Origin of the sequence: Kitasatospora sp. NPDC056181, assembly GCF_042266225.1 — a bacterium.
Lineage (GTDB): Bacteria > Actinomycetota > Actinomycetes > Streptomycetales > Streptomycetaceae > Kitasatospora.
The window spans coordinates 1-22877 of record NZ_JBHJUK010000009.1; the positions used below are offsets into that span (position 1 = coordinate 1).

16 protein-coding genes are annotated in these 22877 nt (G+C 74.3%); 4 read left to right on the forward strand and 12 right to left on the reverse strand.

Going from position 1 to position 22877, the window contains the following annotated elements; all coding sequences use genetic code 11:
• Nucleotides 1-158 precede the first annotated feature (158 nt).
• Nucleotides 159-1916, forward strand: a complete 1758-nt coding sequence (locus ACFC1F_RS06150) for an ABC transporter ATP-binding protein (protein ID WP_376156020.1) — start codon at nt 159-161, stop codon at nt 1914-1916.
• A gap of 25 nt (nt 1917-1941) precedes the next feature.
• On the opposite strand, the gene ACFC1F_RS06155 is transcribed toward ACFC1F_RS06150, so the two are convergent.
• From ACFC1F_RS06155 to ACFC1F_RS06180, 6 genes are all read right to left on the reverse strand, one after another.
• Nucleotides 1942-2760, reverse strand: coding sequence for a hypothetical protein (locus ACFC1F_RS06155; RefSeq protein WP_376156022.1), 819 nt, complete (start codon nt 2758-2760; stop codon nt 1942-1944).
• Between the two features lie 72 nt (nt 2761-2832).
• Nucleotides 2833-3645 (reverse strand): ABC transporter permease, encoded by an 813-nt coding sequence (locus tag ACFC1F_RS06160; protein ID WP_209411978.1) that lies wholly within the window; start codon nt 3643-3645, stop codon nt 2833-2835.
• The gene (locus ACFC1F_RS06165) at nt 3642-4640 is read right to left on the reverse strand and encodes an ABC transporter ATP-binding protein (protein ID WP_209411977.1); all 999 of its coding nucleotides are present in this window, start codon (nt 4638-4640) and stop codon (nt 3642-3644) included. Before ACFC1F_RS06165 ends, ACFC1F_RS06160 begins: the two co-directional genes overlap by 4 nt.
• Nucleotides 4641-4747: 107 nt before the next feature.
• Nucleotides 4748-5971: an NYN domain-containing protein gene (locus tag ACFC1F_RS06170; protein WP_376156024.1), complete on the reverse strand. Its 1224-nt coding sequence runs from the start codon at nt 5969-5971 to the stop codon at nt 4748-4750.
• Nucleotides 5972-6248: 277 nt separating this feature from the next.
• Entirely contained in the window at nt 6249-7295 is a 1047-nt protein-coding gene (locus ACFC1F_RS06175; RefSeq protein WP_376156025.1) for an aspartate-semialdehyde dehydrogenase, read from the reverse strand.
• 109 nt (nt 7296-7404) lie between these two features.
• Nucleotides 7405-8304 (reverse strand): dihydrodipicolinate synthase family protein, encoded by a 900-nt coding sequence (locus tag ACFC1F_RS06180; protein ID WP_209411974.1) that lies wholly within the window; start codon nt 8302-8304, stop codon nt 7405-7407.
• A 72-nt stretch (nt 8305-8376) separates the two neighbouring features.
• Between ACFC1F_RS06180 and ACFC1F_RS06185 the strand changes: the two genes are divergently transcribed.
• Entirely contained in the window at nt 8377-9264 is an 888-nt protein-coding gene (locus ACFC1F_RS06185) for a LysR substrate-binding domain-containing protein (protein ID WP_376156027.1), read from the forward strand.
• A gap of 48 nt (nt 9265-9312) precedes the next feature.
• On the opposite strand, the gene dnaE is transcribed toward ACFC1F_RS06185, so the two are convergent.
• Nucleotides 9313-12798: a DNA polymerase III subunit alpha gene (gene dnaE, locus ACFC1F_RS06190; RefSeq protein WP_376156118.1), complete on the reverse strand. Its 3486-nt coding sequence runs from the start codon at nt 12796-12798 to the stop codon at nt 9313-9315.
• Between the two features lie 249 nt (nt 12799-13047).
• On the opposite strand from dnaE, the gene ACFC1F_RS06195 reads away from it, so the two are divergent.
• A complete protein-coding gene (locus ACFC1F_RS06195) occupies nt 13048-14376 on the forward strand; it encodes a DUF2252 domain-containing protein (RefSeq protein ID WP_376156029.1) in 1329 nt (442 codons plus the stop codon).
• Between the two features lie 50 nt (nt 14377-14426).
• On the opposite strand, the gene ACFC1F_RS06200 is transcribed toward ACFC1F_RS06195, so the two are convergent.
• From ACFC1F_RS06200 to ACFC1F_RS06210, 3 genes are all read right to left on the reverse strand, one after another.
• On the reverse strand, nt 14427-15641 hold the full coding sequence (locus ACFC1F_RS06200; RefSeq protein WP_376156031.1) for a hypothetical protein: 1215 nt from the start codon (nt 15639-15641) through the stop codon (nt 14427-14429).
• Between the two features lie 115 nt (nt 15642-15756).
• On the reverse strand, nt 15757-16479 hold the full coding sequence (locus tag ACFC1F_RS06205; protein WP_376156032.1) for a DUF6193 family natural product biosynthesis protein: 723 nt from the start codon (nt 16477-16479) through the stop codon (nt 15757-15759).
• A 102-nt stretch (nt 16480-16581) separates the two neighbouring features.
• Complete coding sequence (locus tag ACFC1F_RS06210; protein ID WP_376156119.1) at nt 16582-17211, reverse strand: dienelactone hydrolase family protein; 630 nt, start codon at nt 17209-17211, stop codon at nt 16582-16584.
• 151 nt (nt 17212-17362) lie between these two features.
• On the opposite strand from ACFC1F_RS06210, the gene ACFC1F_RS06215 reads away from it, so the two are divergent.
• On the forward strand, nt 17363-18997 hold the full coding sequence (locus ACFC1F_RS06215) for an alkaline phosphatase D family protein (RefSeq protein WP_376156120.1): 1635 nt from the start codon (nt 17363-17365) through the stop codon (nt 18995-18997).
• Between the two features lie 39 nt (nt 18998-19036).
• Here ACFC1F_RS06215 and ACFC1F_RS06220 read toward each other — a convergent pair whose 3' ends face one another.
• Together ACFC1F_RS06220 and ACFC1F_RS06225 are read right to left on the reverse strand one after the other, a co-directional pair.
• The gene (locus tag ACFC1F_RS06220; protein ID WP_209411968.1) at nt 19037-19894 is read right to left on the reverse strand and encodes an ABC transporter permease; all 858 of its coding nucleotides are present in this window, start codon (nt 19892-19894) and stop codon (nt 19037-19039) included.
• A complete protein-coding gene (locus ACFC1F_RS06225; RefSeq protein ID WP_376156033.1) occupies nt 19891-22755 on the reverse strand; it encodes an alpha/beta fold hydrolase in 2865 nt (954 codons plus the stop codon). Before ACFC1F_RS06225 ends, ACFC1F_RS06220 begins: the two co-directional genes overlap by 4 nt.
• Nucleotides 22756-22877 lie beyond the last annotated feature (122 nt).

Consider the following 22877-nt stretch of genomic DNA (forward strand, 5'->3'; position numbering starts at 1 on the left):
GGCCCACCCCCCCCCCCCCCCCCCGGCGGGGGCGGGGCCCCCCCCCCCGCCCCCCCCCGCCCCGCCCGGCCACGCGACCGGGGACGGCCGCGCCGGGGTGCACGCCACGTACGGCCCCGGCGGCGGCACGGTCCGACCCATCACCAGAAAGGCTCCCCGTGGCCGACCAGCCGCCTCCCACCGCCCCCGGGGCCCCGGGCGCGATCCGGCTCCGCGACGAACTCGCCGCCGACCCGCTCCGGCTCGCCGCCGCGCTGGTGCTCGCGCTGGCCGCCACGGCCGCCGCGCTGGCCCTGCCGCTGCTCGTCCGGGAGATCGTCACCGACTTCGCCGCACACCGGCCGCTGACCCCCGACGTCCTGCTGATGTGCGCCGCCGCCGTCGGCGGCGCACTCGCCCAGGCGCTCTCCGGGTTCCTCCTCGCCCGGCTCGGCGAACAGCTGGCCTACCGCCTGCGGACCCGCATCATGGAGCACGCGCTGCACCTGCCGCTCACGGTGGTCCGGGCCCGGGGCACCGGGGAGCTCGCCGCCCGGATCACCTCCGACGCGCTGCTGCTGCGCCAGGTCGTCGAGGTCGCCGCCCAGCTGCCGCTGGCCGTGCTGACCGTCGCGGCGACCCTCGGGGTGATGGTCTGGATCGACTGGGTGCTCACCGTGGTCACCGTGCTCTCCCTCGCCGTCCTGGCGGTGCTGGTCCTGCTGATCCTGCGCCGGATGAGAACCAACGTGGCGGGCCAGCAGGACGCCGTGGGGCGCATCGCCCAGCGGTTCACCGCCGACCTCGAAGCACTGACCACGGTCAAGGCCTGGCGGGCCGAGCCGTTCGCCGCCCGCGCGCTGGCGGCCGACGCCGAGCAGCTGCGCACCGTCTCCCTGGAGGGCGCCCGGCTCACCGCCCTGGTGCCGGCCGTGCTGGCCCTGGGCAACCAGTTCGCGATGATCGCCGTGATCCTGACCGGCGGCGCCAGGCTCGCGGCCGGCGACCTCGACGTGGCCGCCTTCGCCGCCTTCCTGCTCTACCTGCTGCAGACGATCCCCTCGGTCAGCACCCTCGCCACCGGCTCCGGCCGGCTCCAGGCGGGCCTGGCCGCCCGCGACCGCTGCAACGAGCTGCTGGAGCTGCCCGGGGAGGCCGGCCCGGAGGACGAACGGCCCGCTCCCACCCCGCTCCGGGACGCCCCCGCCGTGATCTTCCGGTCCGTCTCGTACACCCACGCGGGGGCGCGCCGCGCCGCGCTGCGGGACATCTCCTTCAGCACGGCCCGCACCGGCCTCACGGCCGTGGTGGGGCCCTCCGGCGCGGGGAAGAGCACCGCGCTCGCGCTGATCGACCGCTTCGTGCGGCCCTCCTCCGGTTCCATCTCGGTGCTCGGCCACGACTCCCGGCACTGGCCCCTGGACGCCCTGCGCGCCCGGGTCGCCTACGTCGACCAGGCGTTCACCCTGCTGGAGGCCACCGCCCGGGAGAACCTCCAGCTCGGCCGGGCCGACCAGGCCGGCGAGGAGGAGCTCGCGGCGGCGCTGGACGCCGTCGGCCTCACCGAGGACATAGCGCGGCTGCCGCAGGGGCTGGACACGCCGCTCGGCCGCGAGACCGACCTCTCCGGCGGCCAGCGGCAGCGCATGGCACTGGCCCGCGCGCTGCTCTCCGACGCCGACATCGTCCTGCTGGACGAGCCCACCAGCCAGCTCGACGGCATCAACGAACAGCGGTTCCGCAGCGTGGTGGCCGGCCTGTCCGCCTCGCGCGCCGTGATCGTGGTCGCCCACCGGCTGTCCACGGTCCAGCACGCCGAGCACGTCATCATGATGCGCGACGGCACCGTCGTCGACGCCGCGGACCACCGCACCCTGCTCCAACGCTGCCCGCCCTACCGCGAGCTGGTCGCCGCCCAGGCGACGGCGCCGGGCTGAGGGCCCGCCGCCCGGCGCCGGGACCTCAGCCCTCCTGCCGCGGAGCCGCCCCGTCGTGGCGCGGAGCCGCATCGTCGTGGCGCGGGGCCGCATCGTCCTGGCGCAGGACCGCATCGTCCTGCGGCTGCGGCGCGCCGTAGGGCCCGGCCCAGTACGGCGGCGGATCCTCCTCGCGCTTTCCGAACGCCGCCGAGAGCGCCAGCAGCACCACCATCGCCGCCATCGGCCAGGCCAGCAGCGCCCCGTACGCCCCGAGGTCGATGTCGGCGTTGAAGTGCCCGCCGTTGCCGACCCGCCGGGCCTCCGCGACCAGGTCGCTGCCGGGGCCGAGCCGGCGGCCCAGCGACCAGGCGCCCAGCGAGGCCAGCAGGCCGCCGACGGCGAGGCCGACCGCGACCGCGATCCCGCCACCGCGGCGGCGGGTGACCAGGAAGGCCCCGAGCGCGGTCAGGATGCCCATGCCCAGCCCGATCAGCACGAAGACGCTGTCGGCGCCGGCCCGCTGCTCGCCCTCCGGGTCGGCGTAGAGGATCTTGTTGCCGTCGACCACCAGCGGCACCTTGGGCGCCAGCCAGGCCCAGAGCCCGGCCATCACCACGCCCAGCACCAGGCAGACCAGCAGTGTGATCGCACCGACCTTCAGCTCCGGCCGCAGCCGCTCCAGCGCGGGCCGGCGCGGCGGCCCGGCGAGCACGCCGCCCGGCAGGGGCGGGACGCCCGCGGAGCCCGGCGCCGGCGGCGGCGCGTACGGGTCCGGGGCGGCGGCCGGGCCCTGGCCGGTGGTGTCCGCGTCGGTGCCCGCGGCCGCGCGCAGAGGATCCGGAGGTGTGTTCGGTACGGTCACGGGCCCATCGTTTCACGACGGCCGCCCGAACGGACCCGCCACCCGCACCGCGGACGCCGGCCCCGCGGCGCCCTACCGGGTGGTGGCCCGCCGGTACGCCCAGGTGGCGACGGCCAGCGACGCCACGCCCACCCCGGCGCAGACCGCGAGGTCACCCGCCACCGCCGCCCAGTCCGGGTCGGCCGCGAAGCTCCGGGCGAAGGCCTCGACGCCGTACGTGGAGGGCATCAGGTCACGCAGCCAGAGCACCGGCTGCGGCAGGTGGTCCACCGGGAGCACGCCCAGCAGCAGCGCCGCGGACATGCCGAGCTGCCCCAGCATGGTGGCGATCTCCTGCTTCGGCGCGAGCAGCCCGAAGGCCGCGCCGATCCCGGAGAGCGCCGCACCGGCCAGCGGCACCACGGCGAGAAGCACCCAGAGCTGCCCCAGCGGCAGCCCGAACATCACGGCCCCCACGGCGGCCGTCACCAGCGCGCCGGGCAGCGTGAACGAGGCGTACGCGGCGGCCGTGCCGAGCACCACGGAGGCGGCGGGGACGGGCAGCGTGGCGTAGTGGTCGAGGCCGCCGGTGGCCCGCAGCCGGCCGAAGTACTGGGCGAGCAGGTTGAGCGCGACGAAGGCGACCACCAGCACGCTGGAGCCGGCCACCACCGAGCGCGCGGCCGGGGTCTGCCCGGCGTCCACGACGCCGCGCATCATCACCAGGATGCCGAGCGACTGGAAGGTGGCCACGAACAGCAGCGGGATGCGGGCCACCTTGGCGCGGGCCAGCTGCGCCCGGTAGACGGCGGCCAGCGCGGGCAGCAGCCGGGCGGCGGGGGCCAGCGGGGCGGGCCCGGCGTCCTCGGCCGGAACGGTCTGCGGCGGCGCGGAGAGCAGCGTCACTTGGCCAGTCCTCCATGGCGGCCGCCCAGCTTGAGGTAGGCGTCCTCAAGGCTCGGGGTGGCCAGGGTGAAGTCGTCCAGGGCGGCGAAGGCCGGGCCGGTGGTGACGGCGGCGACCAGTTCGCGGGCCTGCTCGGGGGTGGTGCGCACGGTCCAGCGGCGGCCCGTGCGCTCGGCCCGTTCGGCCAGGGCCGCGACGGCGGGCACCGCCAGCGGCGCCTCGTCCCGCCAGACCAGGTCGAGCCGGACGTCGCCGTCGACCAGCGCCTTGAGCCCGCCGGGCGTGTCGCAGGCGATCACCCGGCCCTCGTCGATCACCGCGACGCGGTCCAGCACGGTCTCCGCCTCGATCACGTTGTGGGTGACCAGCAGCACGGTGGTCCGCCGCTCGGCCCGGCGCCGCTCGACAGCGCTCCAGACCGCGCGCCGGGCGACCGGGTCCATGCCGGTGGTCGGCTCGTCCAGGACGAGCAGCGGCCGGTCCCCGACCAGGGTGGCGGCGAAGCAGGCGAGCCGGCGCTGGCCGCCGGAGAGCTTGGCGAGCGGCCGGTGGGCGAGCGGCTCCAGGGCCAGCTCGGTGAGCACCTCGTCGGCGGCGGCCCGGGCCTGTGCCCGGCCGAGGCCGCGCAGCCGGCCGGTGGTCTCGGCGGCGAGCGCGACGGTCAGCTCGTCCAGCGCGGTCGACTCCTGGCCGAGGTAGCCGAGCAGCCGGGCGGCCCGCTCGGGGTGGCGGACGACGTCGTGGCCGAGGATCTCGACGGAGCCGGAGTCGGGGCGCAGCAGTCCGGTGAGCTGGCGGACCAGGGTGGACTTGCCGGCGCCGTTGGGTCCGAGCAGCCCGAAGATCTCGCCCTGCCGGACGGTCAGCGTGATGCCGTCGTTCGCCCGGATCGGGGCGATGGGGCCGCCGCGCCCGGAGCGGTACGTCTTGACCAGGTCGCGTACGGCACAGCACGGCGAGGTCTCCTGGGGCGCCCGCCCGGCCGTCTCGTCCACGAGCGAAGACTTTACGCCGTGGAGCCCGCGAACCGGACAAGGGGGCCCGTTCCCCCGCAACCGGTACGGCCCGCGTCGCCCGCCAGGGCCTGGCCCTCCGCCGGGCGCTAGTCCTCCACCACCAGGTCCCCGCCGGGGACCCGGCCGGACAGCTCCTTCCAGAAGCCGGCCCGGATGGCGTACCGGTCGTGCTCGTCGATCTGGTCGTCCTTGTGCGCGAGCAGGCCGAACCGGGCGGCGTAGCGGAGCAGTTCGCCGTCGACCCGGTGCGGGATGCGCGGGTAGTCGGGCCAGAGCGCGGTGAGCCGTTCGACGTCGCCGAGCCGCTCGGTCCAGCGGCGGGCGAAGACCTGGCCGACCTCGTGGGCGTCCCCGCCGATGGTGGTGATGTCCTCCTCCCGGTCGGCCCAGCGCTGTTCGGCGGTGGTGAGCTGGGCCAGGGTGGGCAGGCTGTCGCCGGCGGTGACGGCCTGCTCGGCGGCCGGCCGCTCGACCCAGCCCCGGTCGGAGGACCAGCGCAGTACCGGGCCGCTCGGGTGGTGGGCGGCGGCGGGCTGCGGGGCGGTGGCCCGCCCGGCGATGTCCTTGGGGGTGGGGACGACCTTGAGTGCGGTGGCGGCCGCCGCCGGACGCCCGTTGGTCCCCGGCCCGTCGGCGGGCAGCGGACCGGCCGCGGACACCGGGCCGGCCGCCGGGACGACGCTGTGCGGGGCTGCGGGCGGGGCGGCGAGGATCTTGGCGATCTCGTGGCGCGGCCCGGGGGCGGGGAAGACCATGGAGGTCTCGCGCAGGCTGAACGAGCCCTCGATCCACTCCCGGTCCAGGACCCGGCGCTCGTCGGCCTCGCCGACCAGGTCCTCGGACTGGTTGAAGTCGCCGTCGGCCGCCTGGAGCGCCCAGAGGTGGACGACCACGCCGTGCTCCTTGGCGGACATCATGCCGGGCAGCAGGTCGCCGTCGCCGGTGATCAGCACGACGTCGGCGCAGGCGCGGTTGCGGGCGAGTTCGGAGAGCTCGGCGTGCATCGCGGCGTCCACGCCCTTCTGCACCCAGCGGCCCTCGGCCCGGGTGAGGGCGCCGAGCCGGACGGTCACCCGCGGCAGGACCCGCAGGCGGCGGTGCTCGGGCATCGGGCGGCGGTCGGGCGCCGCGTCGAACCAGTAGATCCGCAGCAGCGGCAGGCCGGTCTCGGCCTCGGCGCGCTCACGCAGGGCGGTGATCAGCGCGGTGTGGTCGACGGTGACCTTGGAGCGGGACGGATCCCCGGCGAGCAGGCTGGCGGCGGCGCCCAGCAGGTATCCGGCGTCCACCAGGACGACGCAGCGGTCCATCGCGCACCTCTTTTCGCTCGCCCTCGGGGTCAGGCGCCGCCACGGCCGGCGGTACCGGGTGGGCGCGGTCCGCCCGGCGTTCGGGCCCGCGTGGGGTGAGGGGGAGCCCGTGGCCGCCCGATCGTTGGGTCACCTTTACCCCTGGTTCGCGCGCCGAACCTCGGCGTGTGTCGCGGTCCGGCAACGGGCGGCCGGGGCGCGGCGCCCCGTGAACGCACGGCGGGACCCCGTCCGCGGACGGGGTCCCGCCAGGGTGCGGCCGGGTGCGGCCGGGGTGTCAGCCCTTCAGCTCCGCGGCGACCAGCTCGGCCAGCTGGACGGCGTTGAGCGCGGCGCCCTTGCGCAGGTTGTCGTTGGAGACGAACAGCGACAGGCCGTTCTCGACCGTCTCGTCCGCCCGGATGCGGCCGACGTAGCTCGGGTCCCGGCCGGCGGCCTGGAGCGGGGTGGGGATGTCGCTCAGCTCGACGCCGGGGGCGCCGGAGAGCAGCTCGACCGCGCGCTCGGGGCTGATCGGGCGCTCGAAGCGGGCGTTGATCTGGAGCGAGTGGCCGGAGAAGACCGGGACGCGCACGCAGGTGCCGGCCACCTTCAGCCCGGGGATGCCGAGGATCTTGCGGCTCTCGTGGCGGAGCTTCTGCTCCTCGTCGGTCTCGTTGGAGCCGTCCTCGACGATGGAGCCGGCCAGCGGCAGCACGTTGAAGGCGATCGGGCGCTTGTAGACCTTGGGCTCGGGGAACTCCACCGCGGAGCCGTCGTGGGCGAGCGCGGAGGCGCCGTCCACGACCTTGGCGGCCTGGTCCTGGAGCTCGGCCACGCCGGCGACGCCGCTGCCGGAGACGGCCTGGTAGGTGGAGACGACCAGCGCGGCGAGGCCGGCCTCGTCGTGCAGCGGGCGCAGCACCGGCATGGCGGCCATGGTGGTGCAGTTCGGGTTGGCGATGATGCCCTTGGGACGGTCGGCGATCGCCTGCGGGTTGACCTCGGAGACGACCAGCGGGACCTCGGGGTCGCGGCGCCAGGCGGAGGAGTTGTCGATCACGACGGCGCCGGCCGCGGCGGCCTTCGGGGCGAGGGCCTTGGAGGTGGCGCCGCCGGCCGAGAAGATCACGATGTCCAGGCCGGTGTAGTCGGCCGTGGCGGCGTCCTCGACGGTGATCTCGGTGCCCTGCCAGGGCAGCGTGCGCCCGGCCGAACGGGCGGAGGCGAACAGCCGCAGCTGCTCGACCGGGCCCACCCCGCCGGGGAGGTCTGCGCGCTCCGCCAGGATCTCGCGGACCACGCCGCCGACCTGGCCGGTGGCCCCCACAATGCCGATCTTCATTCCGACTACTCCTCTTGATGTTGCTGGTCACAGCCGCACTCCGCCCATCATGCCTTGTCACGCGGGAGGGGCGGCCTGGTATTCCACGGTGTGAGAGGCCGTGCCTCGTCTACCGGTCGAGACCACTCGCCAGTTCCAGTGCCGCGGCCACCTCCGCCGGGCCGGCCGGCAGCAGCGGCAGCCGGACGTCCGGGGTGGGGATCCGGCCCTGGGCGTGCAGCACGCCCTTGACGACGGCGGGGTTCGGCGCGGCGAAGGCGGCGGCGGCCAGGGCGGCGAGCCGGTGGCCCAGCGCGCGGGCCCGCCCGGCGTCCCCGGCCTCCCAGGCGTCGGCCAGCTCCACGAACCGCGCGGTGGCCAGGTGGGCGGAGGCCAGGATGCCGCCGGCGGCTCCCAGCGCCAGCATCGGCGCGAGGAAGACGTCCTCGCCGGTCAGGACGGCGAAGCCCGCGGGCCGGGCGGCGAGCAGCTCCACCGCGTCCTGGTCCAGCCCGCCGGTCGCGTACTTGACGCCCGCCACGCCGGGGACGGCGGCCAGCTCCAGCATGGCGGCGGCGGAGAGCGGCTGCCCGGTGCGGTACGGGATGTGGTAGACGATCAGCGGCACCGGGCTCGCCTCGGCCAGCGCCCGGAAGTGCGCGACCGTGCCGGCCTCGCCCGCCCGCACGAAGGAGGGCACGGTGACCAGTGCGGCCGCCACCCCCGGTACCCGTTCGCGCAGCCCGGCGAGCTCCTCGGCGGCGGCCCGGGTGCCCGGCCCGCCCGCGCCGACCACCAGCCGCCCGCCGCGCTCGGCGCAGACGGCCGCGCAGACCTCGGTCACCGCACGCCGCTCGTCCGCGCTCAGCGTGGCCGGCTCGCCGGTGGTGCCGAGCGCCACCAGTCCGGCCGCGCCGTCGTCCAGCAGCGAGGCGGCCAGCTTCTCCAGCGCGTCCAGGGCCACCGAGCCGTCGGCGGCGAAGGGGGTGACCAGCGGGACGTAGATGCCCTTGAGAGTGGTGTGTTCCATGGCTCCGATCCTGCGGGCCGCCGATCCCGCAGGTCCAGTTCACATTTCCGAGGCTTCTCGTAAGCTGGGCCGATGCTCGACGTCCGACGCCTGCGCCTGCTGCGCGAACTCGCCCACCTCGGCACCATCGCCGCCGTCGCCGAGGCGCTCTCGTTCAGCCCTTCGGCGGTATCCCAGCAGCTGTCCGTCCTGGAGAAGGAGGCCGGCGTCCCGCTGCTGGAGCGCACCGGCCGGCGGGTCGCGCTGACGCCGGCCGGGCTGGGCCTGGTCCGCCACGCCGAGGCCGTGCTGGAGCGCCTGGAGCAGGCGGACGCCGAACTCGCCCATGCGCGGCAGGGGTTGGCCGGGCCGCTGCGGATCGGCACCTACCCCTCGGCGGCCCGGGCGATCCTCCCCGCCCTCCTCGCCGAACTGGCCGGCTGGCACCCCGGCCTGGAGCCGATGGTGACGGAGGTGGACCCGGCCGCCGTCGCCGCGGCGCTGCGCGCGGGCGAGCTGGACGTGGCGCTGGTGCACGAGTACGACCTGGTGCCGGCTGACCCGGAGCCCGGCCTGGCGGTGACCCGCCCGGTCTTCACCGAGCCGATGTACCTGGCGGCGCTCGGCGCGGGCACGATCGCCGGGCAGCGCTCGGCGCCGTGGATCATGGCGCCGCCGGGCACGCTCTGCCACAGCATGGCCGTCCGGGCCTGCGAGAGCGCCGGGTTCGCACCGCGCATCCGGCACCAGATCGACGACTTCGCCACCGTGCTCGCCCTGGTCGCGGCCGGCCAGGGCGTGGCGCTGGTCCCCCACCTGGGCACCGCGCAGCCGCCGCCCGGCGTCGTCCTCACCCGCCTGCCGATGTACCGCCGCACCCGGGCCGCCTTCCGCGCGGGCGCGGGCTCCCACCCGGCGATCTCGGCGTTCGTCTCGGCCCTCCACACCGCGGTGCCGCCGGGCCTCGGCGGCGGGTCGTAGCCGTCGAGGACCGGCGTAGCCGTCGACGACCCGCCGCCGCGGGCGGTCTCAGCCCGCCAGGCAGCTCGGCCCGAGGAGCTGCTTGAGGTCCCCGAACAGCGCCGGGTCGGACTTCACCCGGTGCCGGTCCAGCCGCAGCACGGTGGTGCTGTCACCGCGCCGGAGGTGGACGTGCACCTCGGTGGTCCCCTTGTGGTGGGCCAGCACCTCGCCGAGCCGGGTCACCACCGCCGGGTTGAGCCGGCTCTCGGCGATGGTGAGGGTGATCGGCAGCTGGGCGGCGACGTTGGTCAGGTCCGGGATGGCCAGCTCCATGCCCATCAGCCGCGGCACGTCCTCCCGCTTGTCCAGCTTGCCGCGGACGAACACCACCGAGTCCTCGACGAGTTGGGAGGAGACGAGCTGGTAGCTGGCCGGGAAGAACATGCAGTCGATCGAGCCGGCCAGGTCCTCGACGGTGGCGATCGCCCAGGCGTTGCCCTGCTTGGTCATCTTCCGCTGGAGGCCCGAGATGATGCCGCCGATGGTGACGATCGAGCCGTCCGGCCGCTCCGCGAGGTCGGCCACCGCGCAGTCCGCCTTGTCGGCGAGGAGGTGCTCGATGCCGTGCAGCGGGTGCGAGGAGACGTAGAGGCCGAGCATCTCCCGTTCCTGGGTGAGCAGGAAGGACTTGTCCCACTCCTCCTCGGAGAAGACGACGTCCAGCCCGAAGCTCGGCTCGTCGCTGACCGCGTCGCCGCCGAAGAGGTCGAACTGGCCTTCGGCCTCCTTGCGCTTGACCCCGACGACGTTGTCGATCATCGGCTCGAACTGCGCGGTGAGGCCCTTGCGGGTGTGCCCGAGCGAGTCGAACGCGCCCGCCTTGATGAGGGATTCGACGGTCCGCTTGTTGCAGACCACCGACTCCACCTTCTCCAGGAAGTCCGGGAAGGAGCCGAACCTCCCCTTGGACTTCCGGGTGCGGATCATCGACTCCACCACCGGCCCGCCGACGTTGCGGATGGCGGTGAGGCCGAACCGCACCAGCTCGTCGCCGTGCGGGGTGAAGTCGGAGTCCGACTCGTTGACGTCCGGCGGCAGCACCTGGATGCCCATCTTGCGGCACTCGTTGAGGTAGACCGCCGACTTGTCCTTGTCGTCCTTCACGGAGGTGAGCAGACCGGACATGTACTCGGCCGGGTAGTTGGCCTTGAGGTAGGCCGTCCAGTACGAGACCAGCCCGTACCCGGCGGTGTGCGCCTTGTTGAACGCGTAGCCGGAGAAGGGGACGAGCACGTCCCACACCGCCTGGATCGCCGCGTCCGAGTAGCCGTGCTCCCGGCAGCCCTTCTGGAACGGGACGAACTCGGCCTCCAGGATCTCCTTCTTCTTCTTGCCCATGGCCCGGCGCAGCAGGTCGGCCTGGCCGAGCGAGTAGCCGGCCAGGATCTGCGCGGCCTTCTGCACCTGCTCCTGGTAGACGATCAGGCCGTAGGTCGGCTTGAGGATCTCCTCCAGGGGCTTCTCCAGCTCCGGGTGGATCGGGGTGATCTCCTGCTGGCCGTTCTTGCGCAGCGCGTAGTTGGTGTGCGAGTTGACGCCCATCGGGCCCGGCCGGTACAGCGCGAGGACGGCGGAGATGTCCTCGAAGTTGTCGGGCTTCATCAGGCGCAGCAGCGAGCGCATCGGCCCGCCGTCGAGCTGGAAGACGCCGAGCGTGTCGCCGCGGGCGAGCAGTTCGTAGGTGGGCTTGTCGTCGAGGGGCAGATCAAGGAGGTTGATCTTGACGCCCTTGTTCCGCTCGATCGCCTTGACGGCGTCGTCCATGATCGTCAGGTTGCGCAGGCCGAGGAAGTCCATCTTGAGAAGGCCGAGGCCCTCGCAGGTGGGGTAGTCGAACTGCGTGATGGTGACGCCGTCGGTGTGCCGGGTCCACACCGGGATGTGGTCGGTCAGCGGCTCGGCGGACATGATGACGCCGGCCGCGTGCACGCCGGGCTGGCGGATCAGGCCCTCGATGCCGCGGGCGGTGTCGATCACCTTGCGGACGTCCGGGTCGTTCTCGTAGAGCCCGCGGATCTCGCCGGCCTCGCCGTAGCGCGGGTGCGAGGAGTCGGTGATGCCGGAGAGCGGGATGCCCTTGCCCATGACGTCCGGCGGCATCGCCTTGGTGATCCGGTCGCCCATCGCGTACGGGTAGCCGAGGACGCGGGAGGAGTCCTTGATGGCGGCCTTCGCCTTGATGGTGCCGTACGTGACGATCATGGCGACCTTGTCGGAGCCCCACTTCTCCGTCACGTACCGGATCACGTCACCGCGCCGGCGCTCGTCGAAGTCGATGTCGACGTCGGGCATGGAGATGCGCTCGGGGTTGAGGAAGCGCTCGAAGATCAGGCCGTGCGGGATCGGGTCGAGGTCGGTGATGCCCATCGCGTACGCGACCAGCGAGCCGGCCGCCGAACCACGTCCGGGGCCCACCGCGATGCCCTGGCTCTTCGCCCACATGATGAAGTCGGCGACCACGAGGAAGTACGCCGGGAACCCCATCTGGATGATGGTGTCCATCTCGTACTCGGCGAGCTTCCGGTGCTCGTCGTCGTACCCGTTCTGGAAGCGCCAGTCCATGCCCTTCCACACCTGGGCCCTGAAGAAGTCCGCCTCGGACTCGTAGCCCTCCGGGATCGGGAAACGCGGCATCAGGTTCTTGAACTCGAACATGCCGGTGGTGTCGACCCGCTGCGCCACCAGCAGCTGGCTGTTGCGGCAGCCCTCCTGCCAGGCGTCCGAGGAGTCCAGCGCGTACATCTCGGCGGCCGACTTGATGTAGTAGCCGGTGCCGTCGAAGCGGAAGCGGTCCGGGTCGGAGAGGTTCTTGCCGGTCTGCACGCAGAGCAGCAGGTCGTGGGCGCCGGCGTCGGACTCGGTGGTGTAGTGCGAGTCGTTGGTGACCACCGGCGGGATGTCCAGCTTCCGGCCGATCTCGATCAGCCCGTCGCGGACCCGCTTCTCGATGTCGAGGCCGTGGTCCATCAGCTCCAGGAAGTAGTTCTCCTTGCCGAAGATCTCCTGGTAGTCGGCGGCGGACCGCAGCGCCTCGTCGAACTGGCCGAGCCGGAGCCGGGTCTGCACCTCGCCGGAGGGGCAGCCGGTGGTGGCCATCAGGCCGGCCGCGTGCTCGGAGATGATCTCCTTGTCCATCCGGGGCCACTTCACCAGCCAGCCCTCGGCGTAGGAGCGCGAGGTCAGCTTGAAGAGGTTGTGCAGGCCCTCCTTGTTCCGGGCCCAGATGGTCTTGTGGGTGTAGGCGCCGGACGCGGAGACGTCGTCCTTCTTCTGGTGCGGCTGGCCCCAGAGGATGCGCTTGGTGTTGGAGCGGGACTCCGGCGCGACGTACGCCTCGATGCCGATCACCGGGGTGATGCCCGCGGCGGTGGCCTGCTTGTGGAACTCGGCGGCGCCGTACATGTTGCCGTGGTCGGTCATCGCGACATGGGTCTGGCCCAGCCGTTCGACCTCCTTGAACAACTGCTTCAGCCGGGCGGCACCGTCCAGCATCGAGTACTCGGTGTGGACGTGCAGGTGCGCGTACGGCTGGTCGCTCAAGGCGGGGCCTCCGGAGGCTCGTGCTGTCTGGCTGGCCGGCGAACGCGCAGGTCACGAAGGGCCCTGGAAACATATGAGGTCCGAGCCGCCTCACCAGGGGCCCGGACCCGCTCTCACACGTTCACGGTCCTACTCTAGCCTTCGCCCAAGCCCGGATCGCTTCGAGCCAGGCCCTCCACCCGCTCCAAGAGGACGCCCTTCATGCCCCTCCCGCAGCCCACCGCCACCGACCGCGCCGAGACCATACTCGGCGTCTTCGACACGGCCTTCGGCGACCTGCTCGCCAAGGACCCGGCGGCCTTCCGGGTCAAGTTCCGGAAGATGGCCGCCTCCGCCTTCGCCTTCTACCGGGGCACCGCCGGGCTCTACTACGCGGACCTCACCTCCTCCCCCTTCGACGCCTACGGGACGCCGTTCCTGGACGAGCGCACCAGCCGGGTCTGGATCCACGGCGACCTGCACGCGGAGAACTTCGGCACCTACCTGAACTCCGAGGGCCGCCTGGTCTTCAACGTCAACGACTTCGACGAGGCCTACGTCGGCGCCTTCACCTGGGACGTCCAGCGCCTGGCCGCCTCGCTCGCCCTGATCGGCTACGCCAAGGCGCTCTCCGACGGGACGATCACCCAGCTGGTCACCGCCTTCGCCGACGCGTACCGGTCGCGCATCGCCGCCCACGTCACCTCCGGCGACGCCGATCCGTACACCCTGGACACCGCCACCGGCCCGGTCCTGGAGACCCTGCGCGAGGCCCGCCTCCAGACCCGGGTCGCGCTCCTCGACGGCGACACCGTCGTCGAGGGCTACGACCGCCGCTTCCGCCTCGGCGGCGGCGCGATCGAGCTCGACGAGCCCACCAAGGCCGAGGTGCTGGCCGCCTTCGACGCCTACCTGGCCACCCTGCCGCCGGCCTCCCGGACCCGCCCGGAGTCGCTCAAGGTCAAGGACGTGGTCGGCCGCCGTGGCATCGGCATCGGCTCGGCGGGTCTGCCCTCGTACAACCTGCTGCTGGAGGGCCACACCGACGCCCTCGAGAACGACGTGATCATCTACATGAAGCAGGGCCAGACCCCTGCCGTGTCGCGTCACGTCACCGACCCGGCGATCGCCGGCTACTTCGAGCACGAGGGCCACCGCACGGTCATCTCCCAGCGCGCCCTCCAGGCGCACAGCGACCCGTGGCTCGGGTACACCACCCTGCACGGCCGCGGCCAGCTGGTCGCCGAGGTCTCCCCGTACGCCACCGACCTCGACTGGACGGACCTCAACGAGCTGTCCGACCTGCTCGCCGTCACCGAGTACCTCGGCCGGGCCACCGCCACCATGCACGCGGCGGCCGACGAGTCCTCCAGCGGCCACACCCTGGTGCCGTTCTCCACCGAGCACGCCATCCACGAGGCGATCGCGCGCGACGAGGCCGGGTTCACCCGGATGCTGGTCGACTTCGCGCACGCGTACGGGGCCCGGGCCCGCGAAGACCACCAGCTGTTCGTGGACCTCTACCGCAACGGCCGGATCCCCGGCCTGTAGGGCCCACCGGCCCGACGGGTCCAGGCCTGTAGGGCTCAGGCCCGACGGGCTCAGGGGGTCAGGGCCGCCAGCCGCTCCCCGGCGGCGGCCCTGACCCCGGCCTCCTCCATCGGGTCGTCCCGCAGGTAGGCCAGCCGCTCCCGCACCTCGGGCCGGTCCGGAGCGTGCGCCACCCCGAGCAGCCGGGCGTCCTCCTCGCAGTCCCAGAGGCACTCCACGTGGACCGACTCCAGCCCCGCCGGGCCGATCTCCGCCAACGCCTCCAGATAGGCCGCCCGCTCGTAGGAGTGCGGCGTCCACAGCCAGAACCGCCGCAGCAGCGACACCGCCTCCGCCGCCCCGGGCCCGAACCGGGCCAGCCCGCGCGCCGTGTACATCGGCCCGCCCCAGCTGCGCGCCGCCCAGTCCCGCTCCAGAGCGGCCACCAGCACGGGAACGTCCTCGGCCTCCCCGTGCTCGGCCAGCACCTGGCACCCGAGCGCGACCAGCCACGGCTCCCCGGTGCCCGCCCACTCCCGGGCGGCGGGCACGGCCGGAGCCCCGAGCCGGCGAACCACGGCGGGCAGCCGCGGCAGTGCGAGCCCACCGTCCGCCGTCCCCAGCGACGGCACCAGCGGGACGAGGCCCGGCTCCGGCGCCCGGGCGGCCAGTGCGCCGAGCGCGGTCACCTTGCGGTTCTCCGGCTCGGCCGGATCGGCGAGCAGCTCCAGCAGTCGCGCGCTCGCCACCTCCGGCATCGGGTCCCGCAGGCCCACCGCGCGCCCGGGCCGCGGCGCGGCGGACCCCCAGCGGTCCCACGGCTCACCCCACCGGTCCTCCGGGTGCCCCTTCAGCCGCTCCCGCGCCGGGCCCGCGAGGTCGTCCCACCACTCCACCGGCCATGCCCCGGCCACGGACTCCAGCACGGCCGCCCAGTGCTCGCCCTCCCGGACGTGGGCCCGCAGGGCCTCCCGGGCCTCCACCGAGCCGTCGAGGGCCAGCAGCTCCAGCACCCGGGCGGCCCGCTCGCAGGCGTCCTCGCCGTGGGCCAGCAGCTCGATCACGGGCCCGAGCGGCAGCTCCAGGTCCCGCAGCAGCCTGGCCAGGTACAGGTGCCGGTCGTCCGTCTGCCGGTCCCACCGCCAGTCCCACCGCAGGCACCCGTACACCAGCCCGGCGGCCGCCGCCGGGTCCTCCGCCGCCATCCGCGCGCCCAGCCCCCGCCCCCGCTGCAACAGCCCGGGCAGGGTGTGCGCCGGCGCGTGCTCGTATCTCCGCTCTGCCACGGCTCCATCGTCCCCCAGCCCCCGGCACGCACGGGCGCCGGGGGCCGGGGGCCGGGGACAGGTCCGGGGGCGGCGTCCGGTGCCGCGCCGGGCCGGCCTGCGGGAGCGCCGCCGGTCAGCGCGCGGGGCCGGTGCCCTCCGGCAGGCGCGCCACCACGAGGGCGACGGCCTCCTCCGGGGTGTCGAAGCACGCGACGGGCTCCCCGTCGTGCCACACGGCGTACCGGCCCTCGTGGTTCGGGTCGACCGTGCCCCCGACCTTCGCCTTCCACGGCGTCTCGACGCCGGTGGAGAACCAGAGGTTGAAGTGGCTGTTGACCGGCATCAGCCGCCGGAGCACCGGCTGGGCGTACGCGGCCGCCAGCAACGCGTGGGGGCGGGGGTGCCGGTCGTAGGGCGGCAGGTGGACGCGGTCCAGCTTGATCATCCACATCAGCTCGACCGGGTCCAGCGGCGCCCGCTCCTGGGCGAGGGCCCACTCCCGGAACCGCACGAACGGCGCGGCCGCCACGGTCGCCTCCAGGCCCGCACCCCCCATCCACGCCGCCGTCGCGCCGACCACCTCGGCCACGTCCCCGGTCAGCCCGCCGGCCAGCGGGGCGCCGTGGCCGGTGAAACGCACCTGGTAGGGGTGGCCCGACCGTGGCGGGTTCACGACCACCCGCCGGCCGGTCTCGTCGTCCTTGAACTCGACGATCCGCTCCCACGCCCCCGCCGGCTCCGGCAACCCGACCCCGAGCTCCTCCGCCGTGCGCCTCAGCAGCGCCGCCAGCGGCACCGCGTCCTCGTCCTCGTCCTCGTCCTCGTCCCCACCAAGCCCCACCGAAGAGTTCGCCATGCCCCCAGTCTGCCCAACCCCCCGCGGCGACCGTCCTGGAACCCGAGGATCCGCGCGGGAGGCCGGCCGGCGGCGCCCCCGGCCGTCGGGCCACCGCGGCCCTCAGCCCTCCTGCTCGTCCAGCTCGGCCAGGAAGTCCAGCGCCACCGCCCAGGTCTGCTCCGCCGCCTCGGCGTCGTAGTCGGGCAGCTCCGGGTCGGTGTAGACGTGCCCGGCGCCCCGGTAGCGGTGGATCTCGACGTCGGCGCCGGCCCGCCGCATCCCCAGGTACCAGGCGTTCAGCCAGTCCTCGGGCTCGAACGGGTCCGGCTCGGCGATGTGCAGCTGGACGGGGATGGAGGTGGCCGCGTCCTCGCGGATGTCGGAGGTGCCGTGCAGGAGCAGCAGGCCGAGCGCCTTCTCGTCGGCGAGGGCGAGGTTCTGCGCGAGCGAGCCGCCGAGCGAGAAGCCCGCGTAGACGAGCGCGTCGCCCGAGCCGAGCAGCGGGGCGGCCGCACCCACGGCCCGGCGCAGCAGTTCGTCGCTGCCGAGCTCCTCCTTGTACGCCATGCCCTCCTCGACGTCGTCGAAGGTGCGGCCCTCGAACAGGTCGGGGGTGTGCACGGTGTGCCCGGCGGCGCGCAGCCGGTCGGCGGCGGCGTGGACGGCGGGGCGCAGGCCGTACACGGAGTGCAGAAGCAGGATCTGGGCCACGGGGAACTTCCTTGCGACAGAGGGCGGATCGTTCACCATCATCGCGCATGGCCGCGGGGTGACCGCGTGCGGCCGAGCCGGTGGCGGGACGTCACGTCGCGGTGAATCGGCGACAAACAGTCAGTTCAACGTATGGAACGGACCATTACCGACCGGTAGCCTGTCGGCCGTGACTGACCTTGTCGATGACATGACCGCCGCCCGCCCGCGCCGCCGCCAGGTGCTGAAGGCCACCGCCATCGTGGCCGGTGCCGCCGCCGTGCCGCTGGCCCTCGGCACCGCGGCCGAGGCCGCGACCGCCCCGCAGTTCCTCCACGGCGTCGCCTCCGGCGACCCCCTCCCCGACGGCATCCTGCTCTGGACCCGGGTCACCCCGACCCCCGAGGCCGTCCCCGGCTCCGCCACCGGCCCCGACACCGAGGTGCGTTGGGAGCTGGCCACCGACAAGGCCTTCACCCGGATCGCGGCCAGCGGCACGGTGACCGCCACTGCGGCCTCCGACCACACCGTCAAGGCCGACGTCCGCGGCCTGACCGCGGACACCACCTTCTGGTACCGCTTCACCGCCGGCGCCACCGTCTCCCCCGTCGGCCGCACCCACACCACCCCGGCCACCGACGCCGCCCTCGACCGCCTCCGCTTCGGCGTGGCCTCCTGCGCCAACTGGGAGGCCGGCTACTTCTCCGCCTACCGCCACCTCGCGGCCCGCGGCGACCTCGACGCCTTCCTCTTCCTCGGCGACTACATCTACGAGTACAAGAGCGGCGAGTTCTGCGCCCGCGGCACCGTGGTGCGCCCGCACGCCCCGGCGCACGAGATCCTCGACCTGGCCGACTACCGTACCCGGCACGGCCGTTACAAGACCGACGAGGACCTCCAGACGCTGCACGCGCAGATCCCGACGATCGCGATCTGGGACGACCACGAGTTCGCCAACGACGCCTGGTCCGGCGGCGCCGAGAACCACACCCCGGGCACCGAGGGCGACTGGGCCGACCGCATGGCCGCCGCCAAGCAGGCCTACTTCGAGTGGATGCCGGTCCGCCCGTCCGTCGCCGGCACCACCTACCGCCGCCTGCGCTACGGCAAGCTGGCCGACCTGCACCTGATGGACCAGCGCTCGTTCCGCTCCCAGCAGGTCAAGGTCGGCAACGGCGACGTCGACTCGGCCGACCGCACCATCACCGGCCGGGCCCAGATGGACTGGCTGAAGGCCGGTCTCAGCGCCTCCGACACCACCTGGCGGCTGATCGGCAACGAGGTGATGATCTCGCCGGTCGCGTTCTTCTCGCTGCCCGACTACATCCTGCGGCCGCTGGCCAAGCTGCTCGGCCTGCCCGGCGAGGGCCTGGCCGTCAACACCGACCAGTGGGACGGCTACACCCACGACCGCCGCGAGCTGCTCGGCCACCTCACGTCGAACGGCATCACCAACACCGTCTTCCTCACCGGCGACATCCACTCCGCCTGGGCCGCGGACGTCCCGAACGAGGCCGCCACCTACCCGCTCTCCGGCAGCGCCGCCACCGAGTTCGTGGTCACCTCGGTCACCTCGGACAACATCGACGACATCCTCAAGGTGGCCCCGCAGACCGTCTCGCTGGCCGCCGTCGCCGCGATCAAGGCGGGCAACCGCCACATCAAGTGGGTCGACCTGGACTCGCACGGCTACGGCGTCCTGGACATCACCCCGGGCCAGACGCAGATGGACTACTACGTGCTCTCGGACCGGACCCGCAAGGACGCCACCTCCTCGTGGACGCGCTCCTACCGCACCAAGTCCGGCACCCAGCAGATCGAGCGGGTCTACTCCCCCGTCAAGTGAGCCGCCGGCCCTGAGGGGTGCGCCCGCGCGGCGCGCCCCTCAGGACACCACGTCCTTGCGGGCGAACCCGCGGAACGCCAACGCCAGCAGCACCACCGCGTACGAGAGCGACAGCGAGACGCCCTGCACCATGCCGCCCCACTCCAGCTGCGGCTGCAGGGCGTCCGCCCAGGCGTACTGCCAGTGCGCGGGAAGCCACTCGCGCAGGCCGCCGAGTGCGGTGACGGCGTCCAGCACCCCGGTGACGATCGAGGCGAACACCGCCCCGCCGACCGCGCCGAGCGGGGCGTCGGTGGCGGTCGAGAGCCAGAACGCCAGCGCCGCGATCACCACCTCGGCCAGGAAGACGTACGCCACCGCGATCGCCAGCCGCGGCAGCGCCTCCCCCGCCGACAGGCTCACCCCGGCCGGCAGCTTCAGGTCCCCCCACCCGTACGCGGCGGTGCCCACCAGCAGCCCGATCGCCGGCAGCAGCACCACGGCGGCGGCCGAGAACGCCAGCCCCACCGCGAACTTGCGGGCCAGCAGCCGGGCCCGGGGCACCGGCGCCGCCAGCAGGTAGCGCAGCGAGGACCAGCTCGCCTCCGAGGCCACCGTGTCACCGCAGAACAGCGCGACCGGGATCACCAGCAGGAAGCCGGTGCCCATGAAGAGCATGGTGGTCGCGAAGTTGGGCCCCGAGGCGGTGGCCAGCTCGATGAAGGTGGTCCGGTCGGCCCGGCCGGGCGTGCCACCGATCTGGAACGCGGCCAGGATGACGAACGGCAGCGCCGCCAGCACCCCGCCGATCACCATGGTCCGGCGGCGCCGCAGCTGGCGCATCGCCTCGACCCGCAGCGGCAGCGTCCGGCCCGCCCGGTAGCCGGCGGCGTGGTCCGGTGAAACGACGGCACTCATGCCGGGCCTCCGATCAGTGACAGGAACGCGTCCTCCAGGCGGCGGTGCGGACCGGCCCGTTCCACCGGCACGCCGAGGCGCACCAGCTCGGCCAGCAGCCGGCTGGCCGTCATGCCGTCCAGCCTCACCAGCAGCCCGCCCTCGACCGGCTCGACCGAGCCGACCCCGTCCAGCGCCTGCGCCTTGTCGGCGGCCGCCGCCAGCTCCTGGGGCCCGTACGAGGCCGGGGTGCCGACCAGCAGCAGCTCGCCCGCGCCGACGATCTCGGCGACGGCTCCGGCGGTGACCAGCCGGCCGCGGTCCATCACCACCAGGTCGGTGCAGCTCTGCTCCACCTCCGAGAGCAGGTGGCTGGAGACGATGACGGTCCGCCCGGCGGCCGCGTACCGGATCATCACCTCGCGCATCTCGCGGATCTGCGGCGGGTCCAGCCCGTTGGTCGGCTCGTCCAGGATCAGCAGGTCCGGCAGCCCGAGCATGGCCTGGGCGATCGCGAGGCGCTGCCGCATGCCCTGCGAGTAGGTGCGCACCGCCCGGTCCAGCGCCTCTCCGAGCCCGGCGATGGCCAGCGCCTCCTCCAGGTGGGCGTCGGCCTCCGGGCGGCCGGTGGCCTGCCAGTAGAGCCGCAGGTTGGCCCGGCCGCTGAGGTGCGGCAGGAACCCGGCCCCCTCGACGAAGGCGCCGACCCGGGAGAGCACCGGCGTGCCCGGGCGCACCAGGTGGCCGAAGATCCGGATCTCGCCCTCGTCGGGCCGGATCAGGCCCATCAGCATCCGCAGCGTGGTGGTCTTGCCCGCGCCGTTGGGCCCGAGCAGGCCGAGCACCTGACCCTGCTCCACCCGGAAGCCCAGCTCCCGGACGGCGTAGCGGTCGGCGGATCCCTTGTAGCGCTTGCTCAGGCCGGTGATCTGCAGCGGCACCCCGGCCAGCGCCGGGTCGTACGCCGGTCCGCGGGCCACCCGGCCGCGCCGGCGCAGCCGCGGCAGCAGGAGCAGTGCGGCCGCGACGGCGACGGCGACCAGCGGCAGGACCCAGGTCCGGGCGGGCAGCGGCGCCGCCTCGGTGACCAGCCCGTCGACGGTCGGCACGGTGAGCGCCCCGGCGACGGCCGCGCGGTAGGTGGCGGGCTCGGCGGGCGAGGCGTACGCCAGGTCGGTCGAGGCCAGGACCAGCCGCAGGCGGTGCCCGGCGGAGAAGGTGTGGTCGACGGCGGGCAGCGTCACCGTGACGGTCCTGCCGCCGGCCGCGTCGGCGCCGGTCACCCGGAGCGGGGCGGCGAGCTGCTGCGGCAGGCTCTGCTTGCCGTCCGGGGCGACGTCGTAGAGCTTGGCGAAGAGCACCGCGTCCGGCTTGTCGGCCTGCACCCGGACCGGCACGGTGGGCTGTCCGGTCAGGTGCAGGGGGCCGTCCAGCGGCGCGCTGTCGAAGGTGGCGTACTGCCCGGGGAAGTCCAGCGAGAGCCCGGCGCCCAGGGCGGCGGCCTGGCTGAGCGCGCCGATGCCGGGCAGGGCCGAGATGTTCGGCGGGGCGCCGCCGGGCGGGTTGGCGAAGGTCTGTTCGGCGCCGGCCGTGCCGCCGTTCAGCTCGACGGTGCGCGAGCCGGTGCCGCCGAGGCCCGGGTAGGCGTCGGCGGAGGCGCCGCGCAGCACGGCCTGGAAGCCGGTGGAGTCGACGCCGCCGGTGCGGGTGACCCGGAACGCCGGTCCGGTGCCGTTCCCCGGGCGCTCCGGGCCGGGGTTCTTCGGGCCGGGGTTCTTCGGGCCGGGGTTCTTCAGGTAGTGGTCGAACCAGGCGCCCACCCGGTCGTCGACCCGGGCGCTGGTGTCGGTGCCACCGTCGTGCCCGCCGGCGAACCAGTCGACCGCCACCGGGGCGCCGTTGGCCGCGACCGCGCGGGCGATCGCGTCGCCCTGGTCGAGCGGGAACAGCGAGTCCTGCTGGCCCTGGACGACCAGGGTGGGCGCCTTGAGCCGGTCCGCGACCGAGGACGGGCTGGAGCGCTCCAGCAGCGCGACGGCCTCCGGGTCGGCGTGCCCGGCGGTCGCGACCCGGTCGTACATCCGGCAGAGCTCGTCCAGGAACCGCCCGCAGCCGACCGTCCCGTCGACCGGCCCGGCGGTGGCCCCCGCCGTCGCGCGCGGCGCGCCGCCGGACGGACCGAGGCCGCCCGGTGAACCGGGGGCCGCCGATCCGGTGGTGAAGAAGATCCCGGCCCAGAGCCGCTTGAACACCCCGTCCACCGCGCCCGAGCCCTGCACCCCCTGCGGGAACAGCGCGTCGGCCAGGTTCCACCAGGTGATCTGGCTGGCCACCGCGTCGATCCGGCCGTCGTACGCGGAGCCGAGCAGGGCCACCGCGCCGCCGTAGGAGGCGCCGGTGATGCCCACCCGCGGGTCGCCGGGCCCGTCCAGCTGCACCTCCGGCCGCTGGGCCAGCCAGTCGACCAGGTGCTTGACGTCCTGCACCTCGCGGTCGGGCGCGTTGAGGCCGATCCTGCCGCCGGAGTGCCCGAAGCCGCGCGCCGACCAGGTCAGCACCGCGTAACCCTGCCGGGCCAGCTCCCGGGCGCGGTCGCGCTCGCCCTCCTTGGATCCGCCGAAGCCGTGGCCGAGCAGGACGGCCGGGCGCGGGCTCGTCCCGGTGGTGAAGAAGGAGGTGTCCAGCTGGACCTGCCGGTCGCTGCCGGGGGTCTCCGGCATCTGGAGGAAACGGTCCTCCTGCCGGACCGGCTGCCCGCCGTCTGCAGCGGCCACCGTCCATGTGCCGGCCCCGGCGAGCACCACCAGTGCGAGGACGGCCGCCGGCAGCCTGCGGGTCGTCAACCTCTCGCGCCAGCGGCGCCCTGCCCCTGCGAGCCTCATGGGCAGCGATCGTATCGGCCCGTCGAGTAGGGGCCTGATAAGGCACCTTGCGCGACGAGCGCCCCGGCGGCCTCGCTCGCCTGCACACCGGCGAGGAGCGGACCGGCGCGCCGGCAGCCGGG